The organism is Rhizobium cerradonense (genome assembly GCF_030182455.1).
GTDB lineage: Bacteria > Pseudomonadota > Alphaproteobacteria > Rhizobiales > Rhizobiaceae > Rhizobium.
This window is the reverse complement of sequence record NZ_JAQJCK010000008.1, coordinates 121,819-144,133: the sequence shown is the minus strand read 5'-3', so window position 1 is coordinate 144,133 and position 22,315 is coordinate 121,819. Positions and strand designations below refer to the sequence as shown.

General features: G+C 59.7%; 20 protein-coding genes. 13 read left to right on the top strand and 7 right to left on the bottom strand.

The annotated features are described in order from the left end of the window. Positions 1 to 14 precede the first annotated feature (14 nt). The 3 genes from tssC to tssA form a co-directional block, all read right to left on the bottom strand. Complete coding sequence (tssC, locus tag PH547_RS20015) at positions 15 to 1,493, bottom strand: type VI secretion system contractile sheath large subunit (protein WP_285169210.1); 1,479 nt, start codon at positions 1,491 to 1,493, stop codon at positions 15 to 17. Positions 1,494 to 1,604: 111 nt separating this feature from the next. Next, positions 1,605 to 2,117, bottom strand: coding sequence for a type VI secretion system contractile sheath small subunit (tssB, locus tag PH547_RS20010; RefSeq protein ID WP_260304908.1), 513 nt, complete (start codon positions 2,115 to 2,117; stop codon positions 1,605 to 1,607). Between the two features lie 103 nt (positions 2,118 to 2,220). Continuing rightward, positions 2,221 to 3,279 (bottom strand): type VI secretion system protein TssA, encoded by a 1,059-nt coding sequence (tssA, locus tag PH547_RS20005; RefSeq protein WP_285169291.1) that lies wholly within the window; start codon positions 3,277 to 3,279, stop codon positions 2,221 to 2,223. Between the two features lie 229 nt (positions 3,280 to 3,508). Between tssA and tssH the strand changes: the two genes are divergently transcribed. The 9 genes from tssH (at position 3,509) to PH547_RS19960 (ending at position 15,430) form a co-directional block, all read left to right on the top strand. Then, positions 3,509 to 6,259 carry a type VI secretion system ATPase TssH gene (tssH, locus tag PH547_RS20000; protein ID WP_285169209.1) on the top strand — a complete coding sequence of 917 codons (2,751 nt, stop codon included), beginning with the start codon at positions 3,509 to 3,511 and terminating at the stop codon, positions 6,257 to 6,259. 65 nt (positions 6,260 to 6,324) lie between these two features. Further along, entirely contained in the window at positions 6,325 to 6,801 is a 477-nt protein-coding gene (locus PH547_RS19995; protein ID WP_034511314.1) for an Hcp family type VI secretion system effector, read from the top strand. A gap of 117 nt (positions 6,802 to 6,918) precedes the next feature. Then, positions 6,919 to 7,467, top strand: coding sequence for a hypothetical protein (locus PH547_RS19990; protein WP_260304910.1), 549 nt, complete (start codon positions 6,919 to 6,921; stop codon positions 7,465 to 7,467). A gap of 7 nt (positions 7,468 to 7,474) precedes the next feature. Continuing rightward, a complete protein-coding gene (gene tssI / locus PH547_RS19985; RefSeq protein WP_285169208.1) occupies positions 7,475 to 9,799 on the top strand; it encodes a type VI secretion system tip protein TssI/VgrG in 2,325 nt (774 codons plus the stop codon). 7 nt (positions 9,800 to 9,806) lie between these two features. Continuing rightward, on the top strand, positions 9,807 to 10,868 hold the full coding sequence (locus PH547_RS19980; RefSeq protein WP_285169207.1) for a DUF2169 family type VI secretion system accessory protein: 1,062 nt from the start codon (positions 9,807 to 9,809) through the stop codon (positions 10,866 to 10,868). After that, the gene (locus PH547_RS19975; protein ID WP_285169206.1) at positions 10,868 to 12,448 is read left to right on the top strand and encodes a PAAR-like domain-containing protein; all 1,581 of its coding nucleotides are present in this window, start codon (positions 10,868 to 10,870) and stop codon (positions 12,446 to 12,448) included. The genes PH547_RS19980 and PH547_RS19975 overlap by 1 nt, the downstream gene beginning before the upstream one ends. Positions 12,449 to 12,457: 9 nt before the next feature. Further along, entirely contained in the window at positions 12,458 to 12,940 is a 483-nt protein-coding gene (locus tag PH547_RS19970; RefSeq protein ID WP_285169205.1) for an SMI1/KNR4 family protein, read from the top strand. A 463-nt stretch (positions 12,941 to 13,403) separates the two neighbouring features. Further along, positions 13,404 to 14,462, top strand: coding sequence for a maleylacetate reductase (locus PH547_RS19965; RefSeq protein WP_283051568.1), 1,059 nt, complete (start codon positions 13,404 to 13,406; stop codon positions 14,460 to 14,462). A gap of 74 nt (positions 14,463 to 14,536) precedes the next feature. Then, the gene (locus tag PH547_RS19960; RefSeq protein WP_283051567.1) at positions 14,537 to 15,430 is read left to right on the top strand and encodes an intradiol ring-cleavage dioxygenase; all 894 of its coding nucleotides are present in this window, start codon (positions 14,537 to 14,539) and stop codon (positions 15,428 to 15,430) included. Here the strand turns inward: PH547_RS19960 and PH547_RS19955 are convergent, their stop codons facing one another. Beyond that, complete coding sequence (locus PH547_RS19955) at positions 15,431 to 16,747, bottom strand: MFS transporter (RefSeq protein ID WP_285169204.1); 1,317 nt, start codon at positions 16,745 to 16,747, stop codon at positions 15,431 to 15,433. 221 nt (positions 16,748 to 16,968) lie between these two features. Here PH547_RS19955 and PH547_RS19950 point away from each other — a divergent pair, with 221 nt between their 5' ends. The 3 genes from PH547_RS19950 (at position 16,969) to PH547_RS19940 (ending at position 18,656) form a co-directional block, all read left to right on the top strand. Next, complete coding sequence (locus tag PH547_RS19950) at positions 16,969 to 17,238, top strand: putative quinol monooxygenase (protein WP_285169203.1); 270 nt, start codon at positions 16,969 to 16,971, stop codon at positions 17,236 to 17,238. A gap of 52 nt (positions 17,239 to 17,290) precedes the next feature. Beyond that, entirely contained in the window at positions 17,291 to 17,605 is a 315-nt protein-coding gene (locus tag PH547_RS19945) for an EthD family reductase (RefSeq protein WP_104826465.1), read from the top strand. Between the two features lie 193 nt (positions 17,606 to 17,798). After that, complete coding sequence (locus PH547_RS19940) at positions 17,799 to 18,656, top strand: sigma-70 family RNA polymerase sigma factor (RefSeq protein WP_285169202.1); 858 nt, start codon at positions 17,799 to 17,801, stop codon at positions 18,654 to 18,656. Positions 18,657 to 18,690: 34 nt separating this feature from the next. On the opposite strand, the gene PH547_RS19935 is transcribed toward PH547_RS19940, so the two are convergent. From PH547_RS19935 to PH547_RS19925, 3 genes are all read right to left on the bottom strand, one after another. Next, positions 18,691 to 19,734 (bottom strand): glycoside hydrolase family 25 protein, encoded by a 1,044-nt coding sequence (locus PH547_RS19935; RefSeq protein WP_285169201.1) that lies wholly within the window; start codon positions 19,732 to 19,734, stop codon positions 18,691 to 18,693. A gap of 156 nt (positions 19,735 to 19,890) precedes the next feature. After that, positions 19,891 to 20,214, bottom strand: coding sequence for a hypothetical protein (locus PH547_RS19930; protein ID WP_285169200.1), 324 nt, complete (start codon positions 20,212 to 20,214; stop codon positions 19,891 to 19,893). After that, complete coding sequence (locus PH547_RS19925) at positions 20,192 to 20,965, bottom strand: DUF899 domain-containing protein (RefSeq protein ID WP_285169199.1); 774 nt, start codon at positions 20,963 to 20,965, stop codon at positions 20,192 to 20,194. The genes PH547_RS19930 and PH547_RS19925 overlap by 23 nt, the downstream gene beginning before the upstream one ends. A gap of 122 nt (positions 20,966 to 21,087) precedes the next feature. Between PH547_RS19925 and PH547_RS19920 the strand changes: the two genes are divergently transcribed. After that, the gene (locus PH547_RS19920; protein ID WP_260304922.1) at positions 21,088 to 22,308 is read left to right on the top strand and encodes a helix-turn-helix domain-containing protein; all 1,221 of its coding nucleotides are present in this window, start codon (positions 21,088 to 21,090) and stop codon (positions 22,306 to 22,308) included. Positions 22,309 to 22,315 lie beyond the last annotated feature (7 nt).

The window sequence follows — 22,315 nt, the reverse complement described above, 5'->3', positions numbered from 1 at the left end:
GCGCGGTATCCAGCTTAGTTTTTGGACGGAATGCGAGCGACCATGCGCAGCGAGGTGGTCAATTCCTCCATCTGAAGCCACGGGCGCATCCAGGCGACGGCATTGTAGGAGCCTGGTTTGCCCGGAACTTCCTGAACCGTGACTTTGGCATCGCGCAGGGGGTATTTCGCGCGCGATTCCTCGCCGGCATCGTCATTGGCGTTGACATAGTTGGAGATCCAGCGATTCAGCCAGTTTTCGCAGTCCTCCGCCTCCATGAAGGAGCCGATCTTGTCGCGGCCCATGACCTTCAGGTAATGCGCGAAGCGAGAGGTCGCCATCATGTAGGGAAGGCGCGCCGAAACTGCCGCATTGGCCGTTGCTTCCGGCTTGTCGTAGAGCTTGGGCTTGTGCGTCGTTTGCGCACCGAAGAACACGGCGTAGTCGGTGTTCTTGTAGTGGCAAAGCGGCAGAAAACCGAGTTTGCCAAGCTCGGCATCCCGCCGGTCAGTAATGCCAACTTCCGTCGGGCATTTCAGGTCGAGATCGCCATCGTCGCTGGAGAAGATGTGCATCGGCAGGTTTTCGACCTTGCCGCCGTTCTCGGCGCCGCGAATGGCGGTGCACCAGCCGCTGCGCGCAAAAGCTTCGGTCAGCCGCGTTCCCATGACGTAGGAGGCATTCATCCAGCAATAGGCATCATGGTCCAGCTCGCCGGTGCTTGACCCCTGGGTTTCGTCGAAGCCGAATTCGTCGATCGGGTTCGTTTTCGGGCCGTAGGGCATGCGTGCCAGTACGCGGGGCAGGGCGAGCGTCACGAAACGCGAGTCGTCGCTGTCCCGCAGGCTGCGCCATTTTGCATATTCCACCGTCTCGAATATCTTCTCGAGATCGCGCGGACGGGCCAGTTCGCGATAGTCGTCGAAGCCGAACATGCGCGGGCTTGCCGCGGAGATGAATGGCGCGAAGGCAGCGGCTGCGATGGAGGAGATGCCCTGGAGCATCTGCACATCTTCGAAGGAATTGTCGAACTCATAGTCGCCGATCAGAGCGCCCATCGGCTCGCCGCCGGGCGTGCCGAATTCATCTTCGTAGATGGATTTGAAGAGGCGCGACTGGTCGAATTCCACGGCCTTTGACAGGTCTTTCGATACGTCGCGCTTAGACGCGTTCAGCACGCGGATCTTCAGGTTGACGCTGGTCTCGCTGTTCTTGACCAGATAGTTCAGCCCGCGCCAGGTGCCTTCGAGCTTGCTGAATTCCGGCGATTGCATGATGGCGGCAAGCTGACGGGAGATCGTCCTGTCGAGTTCGGCAATGGCGTTGTTGAGGGTGATCGTCAGGTTGCGGTCGTAGGTGACGGTGCCCTTGAGGGCTTGGTCCGTCAGCGTTCGCAGAAGGTCCTGGGCACGGTCGGGTTCGGTCTGGCGCGTGGCGGCCACGACCCGGGTCAGGAGGTTTTCATCCGGCGCGAATTCGGCCTCGGGGGCCTTCAATTGGGTTTCAGCGCTCATTCTTCGATCCTTCAGGAAGAGCAGCGATCTCGGCAGAAGCATTGGTCTGACCGGCATCGGCTGCGCGAAACAAGGGTGGGACGATCTCTATTCGGGGCTCGTCAGGAGCGATCAATTGACGGGCGGCTTTTGCAGAGCGCCGAGTTCGGACACCAGTTTCGAAAGATCCGCCTTGTTCTGCAGAATATCCTCGAGCAAGCGTTCGAGTTCCTCCGAGCGGTCCGCCTTGCTCATCAAGTCGCGAAGCTGGTTGCGGGCATCGAGCAGGGCCTTCAGCGCCGGCACCTGATTGACGATCGAGCCCGGCTCGAAATCATTCATGCTCTCGAACTTCAATGAGACCGGGATGTGCGTGCCGTTGCCTTCGATCGTGTTTTCGACGGTGATGTTCAGGCCCGGCGTCATGCGGCGCATGACGTCGTCGAAATTGTCGCGATCGATCTGCACGAACTTGCGTTCGCCGAATGGTTTAAGCGGCTGAGTCGGATCGCCGGAGAAATCGCCGAGGACACCGACGACGAAGGGCAGCTCCTTCACGACCATCGCGCCTTCGGTTTCGACCTCGTACTTGATGTGGACCCGCGGCTTGCGAACCCGCTCCAGCTTCTCATGAACACTTGCCATTAAGCTTCTCCTTCATGCCAGCGGCAAATTTCGGACGTTAAAATTGTCGCAACTCTGAATTCGGCAAGATCAGGTTGCAAAAATTTATGCTTTGCGAGATTTTTCACCCGCTTTTGTTGGACTTTGGTTGAATTCCTGCTGCGGTCAGAACCGCGTTTCGAACCTGCTGCTCCGGCAGGAGCTCCGCCAGAAGTTCGGAAAAATCCATGCGTCCCCGCCTGACCAACGTCTCGATTGCCAATGAAATCGGCGAGTGTGGTTCGGTTCGGCGGAAATAACGAGCGACGGAAGTCAGAAGCTCGAAGGCTTCTTCTCGCGATCCGATCGCATCGGCGTTCAGCGGTCTGGCCTGAACCGGCTGCGCTTCTGCCACGGAGTTCGCGTTCGCGGCTTGAAGTCTCGGCTCGCCTGCGGACGCATCTGTCTCTGGGTCGATGCCCGCCAGCGTGCGAATAGCGGCTGCCGCCTCCCGAAGGACGTTGTGCGTGTTGGAACTTGGCGGCGCCTCGCTCCCGCAGCGCTCGCCAAGAAGCGCCACCAGACCGTCAAATGCGGAGATGCAGCCGTTCACCCCCTCGAGGTGACTGCGCATCGCCGAAACCCCGGCTTCCATGACCACCTGATTGAGTTCATCCCGCCGCTTCGCCTCGTTGGGGCGCTGCGACAACTGGAAATCCCAGAGCGAGAACTGGGCAAATTTGGCGCCGGGAACGAGCGGCGTGAGCCTGATGGCCTGGATGATCGTGCCTTCGCCGCCGACACCGTTGAGGCCCGCCAAAGGCGCCAGCCGCTCTTCCAGATCGCCATCGCCGACCGAATGAAGTTGCTCCCAATACTTGTCTAAAAGCGACGTGATCGCGAGGTAGATATCGCGAAGTCCTTCGAAACCCCGAAGCCGCAACTCTGCTTCGGCAAGCCATGCTAATACTTCGAGGTCCTTACTTCTTGAAGAAATAATCTGCAATCCCAGATTGCTTACATCTGTCCAAGCTGAGCAAAGCGTAATATTATCGCCGGGTGAAATACCTCGTTCAGCAGTACGAGCTTGGTTTCTGGCATCTTTTATTCTGTAGTATATTTCGCGCATTGAAGTATTAACGCGAAGATTTTCTCCGCATGGCGCGTTTTTATCAAGTGGAGCAGCGATGTCGCGAATGTTCAGCAGGTTGTTAACTCCGAAATTTTGAATACATCATCGGAATTCGCGATACTGATGGGGAGATATTGCCTTGTCAACCGTGTATATTCTGCGACGGATTTGTGACATCGAGCAAATTCTCGCGCGTTGGAAAAATTGATATTTGAGCCTAGACAATGACGATTAACCGCCCTAGTTGTTTCGTCGGCTCCAAAGGACGCGATGATTTAAACTTTTGAGGGAGGTTTTCTGAGTGTCCAACATCGATCTCAATCGTCTCATCAGAACGCTTGAGCCGAATTTGCGTGTCGGACTTGAGGCTGCGGCGTCGCTTGCGGCACGTCACAGACACGCGATGGTGGATGTCGCACACTGGATAAGATCGCTGCTTGACGCGCCGGAAGTTTGCTCCGTTTTTGAAGGACTTAGCGTATCTCCTGTCGCGCTGCGGACAGAGCTTGATGGAGCGATTGCCGACCTGCCCCGTGACGGTGAAACATCGCTCGTGTTGTCCGCCAATTTGCTTGCGCTTCTGCGGGAGGCGTGGATCGTCGCGTCTCTTCAATGTGGCCGCAATAGTGTCATCGCCGCCGATCTGCTGACCGTTCTGACGACGGATCAGTCGTTGCGCATCGTCATGCGCGGCATTGCCCCGTCACTACGCAATCTCGATCGGAACGCATTGGAAAACCTGTTGAACGCCGCGGCTTCCTCGGACGCCGTTGCATCGGTGGCGCCGCTTTCCGGCACGATTCCGTCCGCCGGAGAAAACGAGTTTTTGCGCCTGTACACCCGCGACATGACGGCGGATGCACGCCAAGGCCGCATCGACCCGGTGATCGGACGGGATCGAGAATTGCGCCAGGTCATCGATATCCTGATGCGACGCCGGCAGAACAATCCGATCCTCGTCGGCGAGGCTGGCGTGGGCAAGACTGCGGTTGCGGAAGCTTTGGCGCTGGAAATTGCGGCGGGCAACGTGTCGGACATGCTGAAGCATGTGCGTATCTTGCTCCTCGATCTCAGTCTACTGCAGGCCGGGGCGGGCGTTAAGGGCGAGTTTGAGCGTCGCCTGCATGGTGTGGTCGATGCCGTAAAGGCCTCGGCAGAGCCGATCATCCTGTTCATCGACGAGGCGCACGGCCTCATGGGCGCCGGTGGACAATCCGGACAAGGGGATGCGGCAAACATCCTCAAGCCGGCGCTGGCGCGAGGGGAGTTGCGGACTATCGCTGCGACGACCTGGAGCGAATACAAGCGCTTCATTGAGAAGGATGCGGCGCTGACCCGTCGTTTCCAGCTCGTGCACATCCACGAACCCGATGAGGAAACGGCAATTCGTATGCTGCGCGGCATCGTCGGCAGCTTCAAGGCCCACCACAAGGTCAGGATTCGCGACGAAGCGCTTGCCGCCGCAGTCCGTCTCTCGGCGCGCTATATTCCGGCTCGGCAATTGCCGGATAAGGCTATCAGCTTGATAGACACGGCCGCGGCTGCTGTTTCGCTCGCCCGGCAGACGATCCCCGAGGCCCTGAAAGGGCTTAGAAACGAGCGGGATATGCTGGAGCTCGAGGCCGCTTCGCTCTTGGCCGAACCGCCAACTGCCGAGATCGCCGCTCGCCTTGCCATCATCGATGCCGAAAGGTTGGAGGTCTCGTCCGAGATCGAGAAATTGCAGCTCAAGTTCGATGAGGAGATGCGGCTATCGCGGGAGGCCGACCGTCTCGAAGCATCGATCGGCGAGGCTGATGACGGGGCATCGCCGGCAGGTGGATCGCGGGTAGACGACAGCAATGTCGCGCCTTTTCCGCTGCACGGCATGGTTTCCGAAGGAGCGCATTCGGCGCTTGTGCTGGCGGAGCGCAATCTCGCGAAGGTCGCCGGCGAAACGCCGCTTGTCCCCCGCGTCGTCGACAAGGACGTCGTCGCCGGAATCGTGGCGCGTTGGACAGGTATTCCCGTCGGAAAATTGCTTTCGGATCAGGTCGAAACGGTCAAGACCCTGGATGCTCGGCTGAAGGAGCGCATCATCGGGCAGGATGCTGCCATCGACCGGATTTCGGCGGCGATGCGGTCTGCTCGCGCGGGACTTTCCGATCCGCGTCGGCCGCCGGCCGTCTTCCTGCTTGTCGGCATGTCGGGAACGGGAAAGACGGAAACGGCGCTTTCGCTTGCCGATCTGCTCTATGGCGGCAGCCAATATCTGACGACGATCAACATGTCCGAGTTCAAGGAGGAGCATAAGGTTTCGATGCTTCTCGGATCTCCGCCCGGCTATATCGGCTATGGCGAGGGCGGCGTTCTGACCGAAGCCGTGCGCCGGCGGCCCTATGGCGTGCTGTTGCTCGATGAGATCGACAAGGCGCATCCCGGTGTGCAGGAGGTCTTCTACCAGGTCTTCGACAAGGGCATGCTGCGCGACGGCGAAGGCCGGGACATCGATTTCAAGAACACCACCATCGTCATGACGGCAAATAGCGGCTCGGAGCTTCTGGCGGCGCTCGCCGCAGATCCGGAAACGATGCCGCAGGGAGAGGCCCTGGAAACGCTGCTGCTTCCTGAATTGCAGAAGCATTTCAAACTTGCCTTTCTCGGACGGACGATCGTTTTACCTTTCATCCCGCTCGACGGAGATACATTGAGCGGGATCGTCGATATTCAGATCGGCCGCATTCGTGATCGCGTGGGTGCCGCCTACGGCACCGCCGTGTCCCTCTCGTCAGCAGCCCGCGAAGCGCTTGTCGCGCGGGCTAAGGCCAGCGATTTGGGTGCGCGCGCCATCGAGATCATGATCGCCCGCGATCTCCTTCCCGCGCTTTCGACCTTTTTCCTCGATGCGATTTCCGCAGGGCGCAGGGTTGCCCGCATCGACATCAATTTCAACGACCATCGCTTCCTCATCGAGGAGTGCTCGGTGGACGACACCGAATTCGTCGATCCGGAAAAAACCGGTGCGGCGAATGAAGCAGCCTCGGACGGACATGCTGTCCGGATGCGGCATTAGACGGAAAGGCAACCGCGCCTTGGCGCAACAAGGCGGATTTAAATCCCAACAGGAGAGCTGATAGCATGCCGATTTATCTGCAAATCGACGGTATCCAGGGCGATGCCACCCACGAACAACACAAGAAGTGGATGGACATCGAAGTAATTCACTGGAATGTTTCGCGCAACATGAAGACTTCGGCTGGTTCTGCAGCGAACCGTGAAGCTTCCGAGCCGACTGTTTCGGAAGTCATTCTGACCAAGGTCAGCGACTCTTCGTCCACCAAGCTGTTCCAGGAAGCATGCTCCGGCCGCACCGGCAAGCAAGCAGTTATCCATCTGGTGACGACCGGCAATCCCGGCGACACCTATATCGAATATACCCTGACCAACACGCTGATCGCCAGCTATTCGGTCGATTCCAACGGCGATCGTCCGGTGGAGACGATCAAGCTCAACTTCACCAAGATGGAAGTGAAGTACACGCCATACGACGACTCGCAGTCGCCGCAGTCGCCGATGATTGCCTCTTACGATCTGGCAACGACCAAGGCTGCTTGATGACAGCACCATCTTCCGGCGCGTTTCTGACGACGCGCCGGAACTGTGTTTGACGCGAGATCGCAGTCACGGCTGCGATTTCCACCGTTTCAAGAACGTTCCTTCATCGAGGTCGCCATGGTAGATTTTTCCGTTTCCTCGCCGGCGCTGCAAATGGAGCCGGTGAGACAGACCGACCTTCCGCCGGTCAGGCGCGCAGGCCGCGGTCCGTCCTATGATTACTTCTCCTATCCGAGCGGTCCGCGTGAATTCGCGGCACGCAATCAGGCTGCGGGTGCGGCAGCATCGCTTTTCCGGATGTTTGCGGAAAAGGCCAATGAGATGTCGTTGACGCACTGGCTGCAAAGATGGCTGCGCAACAACGAGGCCCACATCATCCGCGAGATGGACACCAACCATCATTCGATCTTCGTGGCGCAATTCAATTATTCCGTCACCGACGGCGAGACCAGGGCTTTGATGGCGCGCGGCGCCTATCTGCTTGGAACGGTTCCGACGCGCGCCGATATCGGCAAAATCCTGACGCCTGAGGTCCTGTATGGGCCGGGCATCCATGAGACCCTACCGAATGGCACATTGTTCCAGATGGTCTATCTCGTGGGCGGACGCCGGCAGGCGCTCGGCAGTGCCGGCAAGACGGGTGCTGCAATCGCGCGGATAGGATGAGGCGCAGATGAACGATCAGCCTTCGGCCAACGATTTCATCCAGGCGACGCGCAATCTCAGGGTCATATCGCCGCTTGGAACGGATCAGCTCCTGCCTGAGCGGGTAACGATCGAAGAGGGGGTGTCGTCGCTGTTCGACATCCAGCTCTCCGTGCGCGCCAAGCGTGAAGTCGTGAAGCCCGAAGAATTGATCGGGCGTCTGGTGGACGTCTCCATCGAGGTTCGGCAAGGCGAAGATGGCGGGGACGGCATGCGCCGCCCCTTCAACGGGCTGGTCACCGCCCTTCACGAAGGCCCGCCGATCACGCGCGGGCTTCGCTCCTATTCGCTGGTATTGAAGCCGCAGATGTGGCTGCTGTCGCAACGGTCCGATTGCCGGATTTGGATGGACAAGACGAGCGTCGATATCGTCGAGACGCTATTTTCCGAGCACGGCATACCCGCACCTGACGTATCCGGTGTCGTAACGCCCCCGCCGCCACAGCATTACTCCGTGCAATGGAATGAAACGGATCTGGACTTTCTGACCCGCCGCTTCGAAGAGGATGGGCTTTTTTACTGGTTCTCGCATGAAAACGGCAGCCACCGGCTGCATGTTGCCGATGGTGCGAGTTCATGGGCCGGACCGTCGCCTTCGGCTCTGGGTGAATCGCAGGTGCGCCTGGCGCAGGGGTCCACCGACCGCAACCACATCAGCGAATGGATGCGGCATTACGCCTATGTGCCGGGGCAACGAGCCGGCGCGGATTGGAATTTCGAGACGCCACAAATGGTGCCTGCCGCAACGACGCCGTCGCTGGTGCAGATGCCGGGGGCCATGAAGCGCGAGCTCTATGAATATCCGGCCCGCATCGCCTCCGTCGGCGAGGCGGAAAGGGCGCAGAAGCTCAGGATGCAGGCGAGCGAGGCCGACCATAACAGGGTTCTCGGCCGCTCCACCTCACGTATTCTCGAAGCCGGCCGGCGTTTCACACCTTACGAGGTTGCCCATCCGGACCATGTCTACGAAGAGCATGTGGTCATCAGCGCAAAGCATGTCGCAGTCGACCCTTCCTACGAAACCAATATCGACCAGCCGGAATACAGCAATGAATTCGAAGCGGTGCCGTCGCGCGTGTCGATGACGCCGCACCGGCATACCGAGCGCCCGCGTATCCGCGGCACTCAGGTCGCAATCGTCGCCGGTCCGCCGGGCGAAGAGATTCATCCGGACAAGTATGGCCGCATCAAGCTTTGGTTTCCCTGGGATCGCAGGGCCAGCAAGGACGGATCGGACACCTGCTGGGTGCGCGTGGCGCAGAATTGGGCGGGCGGCACCTGGGGCGGTCAGGTCATTCCGCGCATCGGCATGGAGGTCATGGTCGCCTTCATCGACGGTGATCCAGATCGGCCGCTGGTGACCGGCGTCGTGCCCAACCCCAGCAACGGCGTACCCTACGATCTGCCCGGCAACAAGACCCGAATGGTTATGCGGTCTAACACCCATAAGGGCACGGGCTTCAATGAAATGACGTTCGAGGATGATGCCGGTCGGGAGAACATGTTCTTCCATGCCCAGAAAGACCAGACGACCCGCGTTCTCAACGACCGGACCAAACGCGTCGACCGCCACGAGGTCGCCTCCGTCGGCGGCAACCGCGCGGTGGAGGTGAGTGGCAACCAGAAGCACGAGATCGGCGGATCGGTGAATACGGTTGTCGGCGGCACGGGGCCGATGGCGATGGCGCTGATGGGCGCAGTGCAAGGACTTTCGGGGCAAACGGCAGGCTTGCTCTCACAGGCGGGCCAAATCGCCGGCGGTGGCGGACCGGGCCTTGCCGCATTCGCCGGCACCCTCGCGTCCTCCGCTCTGGGCTTCCTCAGCGCCGGCGGCCTCGGCAGCCGCGAAGGCGTTGTCTCGGGGTCTAGTCCCCGTGCTGATGCAGGTACGGCGCTAGCGGGATCGGGAACCGGTGTCGGAAACGCCGCATCGGACCTCTTCCCGTTGTCGGGGATCATGAACACCATTGTCGGGTCTTTCAAATCGGACACTGTTGGCATTGCCCGGGCTGAGCAGATCGGGGTGAGCAAGGTTACGAATGTTGGCCAGACATCCCTCGAAAAGGTCGGCAAATTCAAGAAGGTGATCGTCGGCGAAGAGTTCGTCATCGAATGCGGCGCTTCCAAGTTCATCATGCGTCAAGACGGCACGGTCATCATTCTGGGGACGCATTTCAACTTCACGGCATCCGGACCGACACAGATCAATGGCAAGGTCGTCGATCTCAATAAGCCGGGTGGTGGCTTTGCCGAAGCATCGCCGACGTCGTCGGATACGACGGCGCAGGGCTGACGCGCCGATGTCGGTCGACAACCGTACGCCCTTTCCTGCGCTCGCCTTTCGCCAGTACAACCTGGCGGGCGATCTCCTCGGCGTCGTTGTTGCCAGAGGCACGTTCAAGCTCGCGAATGGCGGCCCGCTGGTCGTGGATGATGTCCAGCGGCCTTTGGTCATGTCGGATGCTTATGATGGCGACCCGCACCAGACGCCGCAAATGGCTTGCACGGATCTGGCACCGTTCAAGCCGGGCACGGACGTAACCTTTATCGGCGCCGGCTTTGCTCCGGGTGGCGTGGCAGCTTCTTCGTGGACGTGCGGTCTGAAAGTCGGACCCGTTCAAAAGCGTCTGCGCGTTCATGGGCCGCGTTTCTGGCGTGCGAAGACCCGCAAGACCTGGCGCGGGCTGGTCGATAAGGACAAAGAGGATGCCCTTGATGGCTGGGAACTGACCGCGGGAGAAGCGGTGACCTATGTCCCGATCGACTGGCGGTTTGCCTTCGGCGGTAGGATCGAGGGCGGCGAGCTATTTGAACGAAACCCGCTAGGGATCGGGCTCGTCGACGAGGACCGCTTTCGCGAAAGACCGGAGTGGCCGGCGCCGCAAATCGAAGATGCTGATGCGCCCATTCGCTCGGTCAGCGACCGGCCGGCGCCGGCGGGTCTTGGTCCACTTTCGCCATTCTGGGAGGATCGGAGCCGGAAGGCCGGCACCTACGATGACGCCTGGCTGAAGGACAGGCATCCGCTGCTTCCCCACGATTTCGATTTCTCCTTCTGGCAGGCGGCGCATCCTGACCTGGTGGCAAATCCCTGGCTGCAGGGCAACGAACCCTTCGAACTGGATCACCTCCTGCCAGGAATGGGGGTGTTTCGCGGCCGCCTGCCCGATGTCCGGCTTGAGGTCGCGATCGATCGAGGCACAGGGCCGGCGCGCGGTCCCATGGTGCTAGACGGCGTCCATTTCGACATGCGGCCCGGTGTCGGGCGCGTTTTCCTGACCTGGCGAATTGGCTTCCCTTGGCCGGAGCGCCGCGGACTGCCGCGTCTTGTCTTCGCAAGTTCCGCTCAAGGAGTGGCTTGATGGGCGAGAGGCAATTTCCCGACCCGATCTATGATGGCGATTTCGCGGCCCTCTACGGGCTTCCTGCCGATACGAGAATTATCGGCCCGCCGATGTCTGGCACTTTGCTCACCAAGACGCCGGACGGCAGCAATCCGATGCTCAGCTATGACGGGCCTTGGCCGCCTCCGAAGAAGGAGGCGACCAAGGCAGTGGAGCAGCCACGTCCCACCGCTGCCGATCCCCCACCGCCCGAGCTCATTCCCGACGACAGCAAGGCGATTGCGGTTTGTTTGTCGCCGGACGTGTGCAAATCACCGGACAAGCCGGTTCCCTACATGTCTTGGGGCAAAGCCTCAGACGATCTGAACTATTCGCCGGATGTCCGCTCGAACGGTATGGTCATCAAGCGCCAGGATTCCAAGTTTTCATGCTGTTATGGCGATGAGCCGGGCGTGGGATTGGGATGCAAATCCGGCACGGTTGGAGATGTTGTCGAACCGGTTAGATCCTCGGGAATCGTGCGTGCAAATGGCATTTGGGTCCAGCGCCACAACGATCGCTGCACATTGAACAACGGCAATACCGAAGGCGAATACGTCCATATTCAGTCGACTGACACGAAGAAGGCGCCCGACGGCAACGACAAGGGCGACAAGGCTTGGTACGAAAAGGCTTGGGATTGGACCGGCGAGAAGCTTCATGACGCCGGGCAGGCTATCCATGAGTTTGACGAAAGCCACGGTCGCGTCATAACACGCGGCATGGGAGGGCTGCAGGCCATAGGTGGTGCTGCGGAGAGTGTCGCTGGCGCCGGTCTAGCTGGTGTCGGCGGCGCAGCGTCTGCAACCGGCGTCGGAGCGGCGCCGGGTGTTCCAGCCATGATTGGAGGGGCCGCACTCGCGGTCAACGGCTATGATAATTTCTCAACCGGCTTAAAGCAGCTTTGGACCGGGGAAACTCAAACAACTGCGATCGCCCAGGCCGCCGGGCAAATAACTACTGCACTTGGAGGATCGCCTCAGACGGCGCAGACCGTTGAGAATGTCGTTGGAATGACCCAGGCGGTTGGCGGTGGGGCCGGTACAATCGCCGCCGGTATCGGGAAGGCCGGGACGATCGCAAAGACGGCCAAAGTCGGTGACGACATTGTCGAAGAAGGAGCCAATGTCGGGAGGGCGGTTGAAAGCGGCGAGGAAGGAGCGCGCAGTACACGCCTTAGTCGGTGGGTGAGAAAAGATGTCAACGGTCGAAGAGTCTATCAGCGCGATGATTTAATTGATCCGAACAAAGTTGATGACTTAGGTAGAACTAACAAGCAGCGTATGGAGAAAGGGCTTGCACCGCTTGGCGACGATGGAAAAGAAATTAATTTGCATCATCTAACGCAAGATGAGCCAGGCGCTATGGCTGAAGTGAAGAGTACTTTTCATTCTGAGAATGATCGCGTACTACATATGTATTCAAATCAATATGATAAGATGTATCGGGATAGTGCTGGCAATTGGCACAGATACAGTAGCGCGCCACCATCTATGGACAGGGGCCCTTTCAATCAATGGAAGTCCGATTACTGGCGGACGAGAGCAAAGGATTTTTAGGAGCGCAGAATGACAGCGATAACTGATTTTGAAAATGCACTTGCGATCGTGCAGGCCAATCCGTCGAGTTCCGATTTTTTCGGCCCGGCACCAGACGATAATGTCGAAGCGGCGGAACAGATGTTGGGTATTCGGATGCCTCCCAGCTACAGCAAGTTTCTTGCGACTTTGGGAGTTGGTTCATTTGATGATGCCGAATTTTATGGGATCGTTGCGAATAAAATACCGGGTAGTTCGGTGCCCAGCATGATTTGGCGGACTTTGGAGGATCGTAAACTTGCCGGCTACCCCAAAACCCATGTCACCATCATGAGTAGTGGTTACGGTCCTATTTTCTGCCTGGATGGTTCTGTCGTAAACTCTGAGGACGAGTACCCTGTCGTTGAGTGGACTCCGGCTACCGGCGCGGCAAATCCGGGTGAACGCCTTGCAGATAGTTTCGGCGCCTTCTTCTTGGATGAGGTTAGTAAGCGCACTAGCGCTCAAATTTGAGGTCATCGGTGACGGCTCGCAAAGACAAAATCGATCAAAGATATCGATCCCGTCTATCTCAATCATCTGCGGTCGAAAAAGCTTATCGATTGACGGTGCGACCGCGGCCTTCTCCAAGCTTTTCAGACAAATCCAGCCTTTAAGATTGAGGCTGTCACGCTGCTGAAGGAACAATCGTTCCATGATTTATCGGCGGAAATTGAAGATCTTCCGTCAGGCCTATTGGCCAATTGACGATCGGAGCTCCAGAACGTTTAGACACTCCATGTCCGAGTCATGCGCCTAATACCTAGATAGCTATTGCGAACGTTGACGGCAGCGACCAACCTCTCGGCGAGGATGCCATTTTCGGCGTGAAGCCGGAGTTGATCCGTGAATTCGAGCGCGTGAGCATCGGTGGCGCACCATCCTGGCGGCTCGAATTCACATTTGTCATGGCGTGCGCAAAACAGGGAGCCGAAGCATGAGTCGCAATTTCGTCTATAGCGGCAGTCCCGCCCATATCGTCTTCGGCGAAGGCAAAAGCGCGCTTGCCGGAGAGTGGGTGGAGAAGCTCGGATGCAGGCTCGCGCTCGTCCTCTCCACGCCCCAGCGGAAGGCGGATGCCGAGGCTTTGGCGGCGCGTCTCGGGCCACTTGCGGCGGGCGTTTTTGCCGGCGCTGTCATGCATACGCCTGTCGATGTCACCGAAAAGGCGATGGAGGTCGTGCGGCAGACCGGTTGCGATTGCGTCGTTTCACTTGGCGGCGGCTCCACGACCGGCCTCGGCAAGGCGATCGCTTTTCGCACCGACCAGCCGCAGATCGTCATCCCGACCACCTATGCCGGCTCCGAAGTGACCCCGATCCTCGGCCAGACCGAGGATGGACGGAAGACGACGGTGCGCCATGCAAGCATCCTACCGGAAGTCGTGATCTACGATCCGGTGCTCACCACCGGTCTGCCCGTCGGCATGAGCGTCACCAGCGGGCTGAATGCCATGGCGCATGCCATCGAGGCCCTGTATGCGCAGGACCGAAACCCGATTTCGACGCTGATGGCCGTCGAGGGCCTCCGGGCCTTCAAGACCGGCCTGCCGGCGATCATCGCATCGCCCGGGGATGTCGATAGACGGGCGGATGCGCTCTACGGCGCCTGGCTCTGCGGCACCGTGCTCGGCACGGTCGGAATGGCGCTGCATCACAAGATCTGCCACACGCTCGGCGGTACGTTCGACACGCCGCATGCCGAAACGCATGCGATCATGCTGCCGCATACGGCGGCGTACAACGCGGCCGCGGTGCCGGAGCTGCTGGCATCGGCCGCGACGATTTTCGGCGACTCGGTCGGCGGCGGGCTTTGGGATTTCGCTAGGGCTGTGGGCGCCCCGATGGCGCTGAGGGATCTGGGGCTCAGCGAAGCGGATCTCGATCGCGCCGCTCAGATCGCGACCGAGAACCCCTATTGGAACCCGCGGCCGATCGACCGGCAATCCATTCGCTGCCTGTTGCAGGATGCCTGGGAGGGCAGGCGACCGCAGTAACATCATGCTGACGATCCGGTCGCCGAGCTGCGCCGCGTCTTCGCATCGATTTTGGACCAATGAGGATGATGGACATGGATGCGCATGAAAAGGGATTCTTCACCGAAGAGAGTTCGGTCGAGGTCGTCACCGGCCGCAACCGCAATGCCAAGGACGAACGGCTGAAACAGGTGATGGAAGTCATCACCCGCAAAGTGCACGAGGCGGTGAAGGAGATCGAGCCGACACAGGAAGAATGGCTGCAGGCCATTCTGTTCCTCACCCGCACCGGTCAGATCTGCAATGAGTGGCGGCAGGAATTCATCCTGCTCTCCGATGTGCTTGGCGTCTCGATGCTGGTCGACGCGATCAACAACCGCAAGCCATCGGGCGCTTCGGAAAGCACTGTGCTGGGGCCATTCCATATCGATGGCGCGCCAGAGCTGGAGATGGGCGCCAACATCTGCCTCGATCAGAAGGGCGAGGACATGTTCATTTCCGGCCGTATCCTCGACACGGACGGCCGGCCGATCGAAAGCGCTGTTATCGATGTCTGGCAGGCCAATGATGAAGGTTTCTACGATGTCCAGCAGCAGGGCGTACAACCGGATTTCAATCTGCGCGGCGTTTTTCGCACTGGTGCCGACGGCCGTTACTGGTTCCGGGCGGTGAAGCCGAAATATTATCCGATCCCCGACGACGGTCCGGTCGGCCAGCTTCTCGGCCAGCTCGGCCGCCATCCCTACCGTCCGGCGCATCTGCACTACATCATCAAGGCCAGGGGTTTCGAGCCCCTGGTGACACACATCTTCGATCCGGATGATCCTTACATCAATTCCGATGCGGTCTTCGGCGTGAAGGAGAGCCTGCTTGCCCGGTTCAAGCGGACAAATGATCCTTCACGCGCAAAAGAATACGGCTTCCAAGGAGCTTTCTGGGATGTCGAGCACGATTTCGTGCTTGCGGCCAAATCACAGATGATGGGTTGATCAGATCTTCGGGGATGTTGCGGCCCCGATCTCTCTTTCTCTGGCGACCCGCTCTTTTCGCGATATCTGCTGTTCCACGACGAAGACGAGCAGGCCACCGATGGCCAGGCATCCGGCCAGGAAGAACATCGGGGCAATCGTGCTTCCCGTTGCGTCTTTGATCCATGGCACGACGTTCTGGGCAATGAAGCCGCCGAGATTGCCAACGGAGTTGATGGCCGCAAGGCCCGCCGCGGCGCCGGCGCCCCTCAGGAACCGTGACGGCAGGCTCCAGAAGACCGGCTGACCGGAAAAGATACCGGCGGCAGCGATGCACAGAAACGCGAACTGCAGCGTATGGTCCGGGATTAGTGCGGAAAGCAGGAGCGACAGCGCTCCGACGAAGGCCGGGATGACGATATAGGGCGTCTTCGATTTCGCCTTTGCCGCCATGGCGGGAACGACATAGAGGCTGATTGCGACTAGGATCCATGGAATGATGTTCAGGAAACCGTTCTCGGTGTTGCCGACGCCGAAGCTTTTCACGATCGTCGGCAGCCAGTAGCTGAGGCCATAGGCTGCAAGCGGAAAGGCGATATAGCAGAGCGCCATCAGCAGCACGCGCGGATCGACGAGGGCTTTGAAGCCGTTATCAGCGTTCTTGTCCATGCCGGCATTTTCCGAGGTAAGCTTATCCTGCAGCCAGCGCTTCTCCTGGTCGGTGAGAAAGTGCGCCTGCTCCGGCCGGTCCGACAGATAGAATATCGTCACCACGCCCAAGATGATGGCCGGAATACCAGTCGCGATGAACACCCACTGCCAGCCAGCGATATCGTAGAGCCCGTCGAGATCGAGCAGCATACCGCCGAGCGGCGCGCCGACGGCGTTGGCGAATGCGCTGAAGATCATGAACAGCCCGACCATCGTGCCGCGATAGGCGGACGGAAACCAGAGCGTGAGAAGATAGAGAACGCCGGGGAAGAAGCCTGCCTCGCAAGCGCCGAGAAGGAAGCGCAGGATGTAGAACATCGTTGCATTCTGCGTATAGGCGAGCAGCGTCGTTACGATGCCCCAGGAGATCAGAATTCTGGCGAACCATCTGCTGGCGCCAAATCGTTCCAGCATCAGATTGCTCGGCACTTCGAAGATGAAGTAACCGATGAAAAACAGAGATGCGCCAAGGCCATAGGCATACTCGCTCATCCCAAGCGCATCGACCATCTGCAGCTTGGCGAAACTGACATTCTGCCGGTCGATATAGGCGACCAGATACAGGAGCCCCAAAAAGGGCATCAGACGCCAAGTGATTTTAGAGACGAGCTGTTTTTCGTCGACCATGGCTGTTTCTCCTAAAATTTCATGGGATTTCTTGAGCGCTCGAGGATGAGCGGACTGATTATTTCGCCTTTTAGATGTAGCGGCAGGAGGGTGTGGCAATACGCGGTCGACAAGTTCGTTGCGGATGGCAGCATCCGATTGTCGGTCGAACCACGTCTGTGGCGCCGATTTTCCGAAAAAATCTTTTACGCGGCGATCCGTTTCGGTCCCTGGAGTCGTCTTTGCTGTGTCCGAAACAGAAGGAGGCGCTGATCGCGCTCTTGAAGCAGAACATCGACACAGTGATCCGCACGCTCCATGGCTGGAAGACGACCCGGCTGATCGCGGCAAAGGACGGCGCTAGTGTCGTCATCTATTCCGAGTGGGAGACCTCCGCCGCCATTGAGGCGATGCGCGGCGATCCGCGCATGCAAGCCTATTTTCCGAAGATTGCTGAGTTGGCGAGCTTGGACTCCACGGTAGGCTCGGTGGTTTTGAACGAAACCCGATAAGGATGAACGCACAAGTAAATCTGCGTCAAACAAGCAACTAAGGAGAACTGCAATGGCTCGGATGGTTGTTATTTACCCGACACCGAAGAACATTGAGGAATTTGATCGGCATTACTTTGAAGTCCACGTGCCCCTCGCCAAGAAAATTCCGGGTCTCAGGAAATACGAGGTCAGCGACGGACCCATCGCAACGGTGGTTGGAGGCTCCACGATTCATCGGATCGGAACGCTGTATTTCGACGACCTCGCGGCGATCGAAAGGGCATTTGCCAGCCCGGAGGGACAGGCGACCAGGGCGGATCGCCAGCTTTTTGCGCCTGATGACTCGGGCGTTCAAATGTTCCTTTTCGACAACCGGGAAGTTTGAGCCCATCCCCCTCGTCCCGCGGGCGAGGGGAAACGATGGTGGCCGCTTATACAGGTCGCAAAGATCGCAAATCAGGCAAAAAGGACTGAGCGATGCCAGCAACCAAAGTAATTTTGGTCCTCATCCGCAATGGTTGGCACAACCGTTCGGCGTGGGATAGAGTTGCGCGCGGAAGCGCAGTAGGTTTCGACACATGAGCACCGACGAATTCGAAGATCGTTTGAGAGCGCTGCGGCCACGCCTTCATCGCTACTGCGCGCGCATGACAGGGTCGGCGGTCAACGGCGAGGATGTATTGCAGGATGCCCTCGTCAAGGCTCTTCACGCGCGGGCCCGGGGCGCCGAGGTGGATAATCTCGAGGGCTGGCTGTTTCGCATCGCCCACAATGCGAGCCTCGATTTCCTGCGTGACAGGTCTCGCAAGACGGTCGTTGCGCTCACCGAAGACATGGAAGCGGCGCCCATACCCGAGGCCGACATCGTAGCGATCAGCTTCCAGACGTTTCTGCGGCTGCCTGAGCTTCAGCGCTGCGCGGTGATCCTCAAGGATGTCCTCGGTCATTCGGTCGAGGAGATTGCAGGCATTGCCGAGTGTTCTCCGGCCGCCGCCAAATCGGCGCTCCAACGCGGGCGAGCGGCGTTACGGCAACTCGCACAAGAGCCCGAAGACCTCCAATTGCCGCTGATATCCGACCCGGATCGGCGGAAGATCACCGCTTACGTCGATCTGTTTCGCAGTGGCGATTTCGACGCGATCCGCGCCATGCTCGCCGACGACGTGAAGCTGGATCTGGTGAACCGGCTCCGGCTGGAAGGCCGCGACAAGATTGGCATCTATTTCACGCGCTATGCGGAAGAGACGAGATGGCGCTTCGCCCTCGGTGCCATTGAAGGACAGCCGGCCATGCTGGTCTTTGACAGCACCGGCCCGATGGACAGACCTGCGCATTTCGTCCTGGTCGGCTGGTCGGAAAACCGGATCATCGAGATCCGAGATTTCCTGTTCGCTTCCTATGTGCTCGAAGCCGCAGATTGGGTGCGACTAGGCTGAAAGCTTTTGGATCGAGTCATGATCCGCCCTCGGCTCAATTCGACCGCGACGCCAACCAGCTATGCCATTCTTCCTCGCTGCCGTGGAAAGCATTGAGGTCAATCCGCCCTTCGACCCCATGCGTGAGGCCGGAACCGGAATATTGCCAGAAGAGCCATTTCCGCCCCGGATAGACCTGGGAGGGATGTGCGGCCACCGAGCGTAGCCAGAAGGGATAGTCGGTGAATTCGCCCCGCAAGTTGTCGCGGTAGAAATCCGGCGCGGTATAGATGATCGGGCGTTGGCCGTAATACCGCTCCAGCTTATCCATAAAAACCTGCATTTTTTCCAGAACGTGCTCGCGTGAGGGTTTTCTCCTGCAGCTCGACTCGCCATTCCACTCGACGTCTATGACCGGCGGCAGAGCGCCGGCCTCCCTCGGAACGTTACGCATGAACCAATCGGCTTGCTCGCCGGCCGTCCGGCACCAATAGAAGAAATGATAGGCACCCCGCTTCAGCCCTGCCTCTTTGGCCCGGCGCCAGTTCTTCTTGAACATGGGATCGAGATGATCGCCGCCGTCGGTCGCCTTCAAATAGACGAAGTTCGCACCCTGCGCCTGCAACTTCTCCCAATCGATGTCACCCTGCCAACGCGAAACGTCGACGCCGTGCACGGCGAGTTTTCTGGGTGAGGAACTGCCGAAGTTGATGGGCTTGGCGTCCCGGAAGCGACGGCTGTAGATTTGCATTCGCGTTTGCGGCGCGGCGCTGATCGCTGGGTTCACCGGCATGAGCAGAGCGACCGGTTTTTCCGCGGGAACGGGCACGCCGTCGGTCTTGGCTGTTGGCACGAACGCCTGCGGCTCCGGAGGCGTTTCCGTCCATGTCAGCGCTTGCTGTTGCTGCTGCTGTTTGACCACTTGCGGAGCGGTGCTGCCGACCTCAGCGGTCGGCACGGGCCCGCTTGAGCGGGTGATGGAATTTGTCGTCTCCTGCGACGGCGGCGCGACCGGGACGTCTTCCGGACCGGAGCTGGCGGCGCATGCCGACAAAATCAGGGAGGTGAGAAAGATTGCTGACACAGCCGCTAGACGCATATGAACCCGCACGCAAAACAACAGTCGACGGCAGAATCCATGTCGCTCGAAAACCGCCGACATGAATTGCTAATGGAGAATTACCAAAAAAGATTGAATCCAATCTTTACGGGTCAATAATCGGGTTTCGTGGTGTTCGGTCTGGTGCACGCCGGATCAGAGCGGGCGTGCACCGTTTTGTTGGCGGGAGAGAAGCCTCAGCCAAGGCGCCAAATGGAAGACGCTCATGAGCAAATACATCGGGACCATTCCGCCAAGTGGTAAAGCCCCCTGCATGGCCGAGCAGATCACATCCTGATCGCCGACAGCGGCGGTCAGCAGCGCCATGATCGCGAATGTCGGCGCCGCGGCGAGGGACAGCCAGTGAGAGATGCCAACGGCGACAGCGTCACCGGCAGACCCGCCGCCGGCGAGAAAGCCGTCTTTCGAAGGGGTGGGTTCACTAAACATCGACACGTCAGCTCCGGCCGTACTGGTCATGATGGCGCCACCAGATCCCATTCTCGTTGCGTCCCTTGGGGGCACGATCGAGCCACTGGTACATGCCCCAGAGGCCATCCAGCCCGCGCGCGTAGCTGGAATAGGTGTGGTAAACGACGCCGTCATCGAGCGCGAAGGCGCTGAGGCCCGGCCTTTCGCGCGTAAATGTGGCAGCGTTGGTTCCGGTCATGGCCGCCATTTGCGAGACCGGTTTCTCGCTGCCGCGCTCCTGCCGAGGTTGAGGTGAAGGCGCCTCGCGTCTGAAATTATATTCAATGCCGCCCTCGCGCTGCTGGTCCTCGGTGAAGCAGACGCTGAAATCGCCATTGAAATCGCTGCCGAACGAGGACGCCCAGGGGAAGGTCCACCCCATTCGCTGCTTGAATGCCTGCAGCTTTGCAAGCGGTGCGCGCGATATCGCCGAGAAGGCGACATCGTGGTTTTCGAGATGGACGACGAAGCCGTTGAATCCATCCGCGATCGAAGAGCAGGATGGGCAGCCGGCCGTATAGTCGGGACCGAACATGAAGTGGTAGACGAGGAGCTGCGAGCGTCCCTTAAAGAGATCGGCGAGCGAGGCTCTGCCATTCTCCGTCTCGAAACGATAGTCCTTTTCGATCCGTACCCAGGGGAGGGCTTGCCGACGCAGCGCCAATTCGTCGCTTCGCCGCGTCAGCTCCTTCTCCTCCGCGAGCAGGTCCAACCGTGCAGCCAGCCATTCTTTGCGTGTCGCTGTCATATGTGCGGTCATCATTTTTCTCCCTTGGCTATCTGCCGCCGTATCATTCAAGATGCGACGTGCTGTTTGGTGGTCGCGAGTAAACTACGCCCGGCTATCGAATTGATGGGAGTTACAAGTTTGACGGGATTTCGATGGACTCGATGATCACCGCTGCGGCCTATGCGCTTGCGGCGGGCGATCCTCTCGGCGCGTTGAAGCGAGTTGCCCTGCGCGATGATGCGCCGGCGCTCGCGCTGAGGGGCATCGCGATGGCGCAACTCGGTGATCTCGGCCGCGCAAAGGTGCTCCTCAAGAATGCGGCGCGCGCCTTCGGGCCAAAGGAGGGCATGGCCCGCGCCCGGTGTGTCGTCGCCGAAGCGGAGATCGCACTCGTCTCGCGCGACCTTACCTGGCCCGCCAGAGCGCTTGCCGCGGCGCGGGCGACCCTCGAGGCACATGGCGACCGCGTGAATGCCGCCCATGCCCGGAATCTCGAAGTCCGGCGCCTGCTCCTGATCGGCCATCTCGACGAAGCCGAGCGCGTGCTCGCCGAGCTTGACCCGACACCGCTTCCTCCCGCTTCGAGGGCGGCTTACGAGCTGGTCGTTGCCGGCATCGCCATTCGCCGCCTGCAGACGAAGGCAGCGCGTGCAGCACTTACGCGGGCAGGGCAGGCCGCAAGTGCAGCGGATATTCCTGCGCTGACGGCGGAGGTCGAAAGCGCCTCGCTCGTGCTGAACACGGCTGCGGCGCGCCTGATCCTGCGTGGCGAGGAGCGCCCGCTCCTGCTTGAAGAGGTGGAAACGCTTCTGGAGTCGGGGACGCTGGTGGTGGACGCATGTCGTAACGTCGTCCGGAATGCAGGGGCGGTGGTTTCGCTTGCGACGCGCCCGGTCCTGTTCGCGCTTGCACGCGCGTTGGGCGAAGCCTGGCCCGCAGATGTGCCGAGAAGCACACTTCTCACCCGCGCCTTTCGGGCCAAACATGCCGATGAATCGCATCGTGCAAGACTGCGTGTCGAAATAGGGCGGCTTCGCGCCGAGCTCAGGACGCTGGCGGATGTTCGGGCCACGAAACGTGGCTTTGCGTTGGTGCCGCGCCGCGCAAGCGAGGTCGCCGTGCTGGCGCCGCCCGTCGAAGAACAGCATGCGGCGCTGCTCGCCTTTCTTGCCGACGGCGAATCCTGGTCGAGTTCTGCGCTGGCGATTGCACTTGGAGCGAGCCCGCGCACGGTACAGCGTGCGCTCGAACAGCTTGCGGAAGCAGGTAAGGTACAGTCGCTGGGTCTTGGGAGGGCACGCCGCTGGATGACCCCGCCCGTGCTCGGATTCCCGACAATCTTGTTACTCCCCGGTCCTCTGCCGAATGAATAGGATGACA

Coding starts and splice junctions, on each gene's coding strand:
- tssC (WP_285169210.1), bottom strand. CDS start 1,493: ATGAGCGCTGAAACCCAATTGAAGGCCCCCGAGGCCGAATTCGCGCCG.
- tssB (WP_260304908.1), bottom strand. CDS start 2,117: ATGGCAAGTGTTCATGAGAAGCTGGAGCGGGTTCGCAAGCCGCGGGTC.
- PH547_RS19995 (WP_034511314.1), top strand. CDS start 6,325: ATGCCGATTTATCTGCAAATCGACGGTATCCAGGGCGATGCCACCCAC.
- PH547_RS19990 (WP_260304910.1), top strand. CDS start 6,919: ATGGTAGATTTTTCCGTTTCCTCGCCGGCGCTGCAAATGGAGCCGGTG.
- tssI (WP_285169208.1), top strand. CDS start 7,475: ATGAACGATCAGCCTTCGGCCAACGATTTCATCCAGGCGACGCGCAAT.
- PH547_RS19980 (WP_285169207.1), top strand. CDS start 9,807: ATGTCGGTCGACAACCGTACGCCCTTTCCTGCGCTCGCCTTTCGCCAG.
- PH547_RS19975 (WP_285169206.1), top strand. CDS start 10,868: ATGGGCGAGAGGCAATTTCCCGACCCGATCTATGATGGCGATTTCGCG.
- PH547_RS19970 (WP_285169205.1), top strand. CDS start 12,458: ATGACAGCGATAACTGATTTTGAAAATGCACTTGCGATCGTGCAGGCC.
- PH547_RS19965 (WP_283051568.1), top strand. CDS start 13,404: ATGAGTCGCAATTTCGTCTATAGCGGCAGTCCCGCCCATATCGTCTTC.
- PH547_RS19960 (WP_283051567.1), top strand. CDS start 14,537: ATGGATGCGCATGAAAAGGGATTCTTCACCGAAGAGAGTTCGGTCGAG.
- PH547_RS19955 (WP_285169204.1), bottom strand. CDS start 16,747: ATGGTCGACGAAAAACAGCTCGTCTCTAAAATCACTTGGCGTCTGATG.
- PH547_RS19945 (WP_104826465.1), top strand. CDS start 17,291: ATGGCTCGGATGGTTGTTATTTACCCGACACCGAAGAACATTGAGGAA.
- PH547_RS19940 (WP_285169202.1), top strand. CDS start 17,799: ATGAGCACCGACGAATTCGAAGATCGTTTGAGAGCGCTGCGGCCACGC.
- PH547_RS19935 (WP_285169201.1), bottom strand. CDS start 19,734: ATGCGTCTAGCGGCTGTGTCAGCAATCTTTCTCACCTCCCTGATTTTG.
- PH547_RS19930 (WP_285169200.1), bottom strand. CDS start 20,214: ATGACCAGTACGGCCGGAGCTGACGTGTCGATGTTTAGTGAACCCACC.
- PH547_RS19925 (WP_285169199.1), bottom strand. CDS start 20,965: ATGACCGCACATATGACAGCGACACGCAAAGAATGGCTGGCTGCACGG.
- PH547_RS19920 (WP_260304922.1), top strand. CDS start 21,088: ATGGACTCGATGATCACCGCTGCGGCCTATGCGCTTGCGGCGGGCGAT.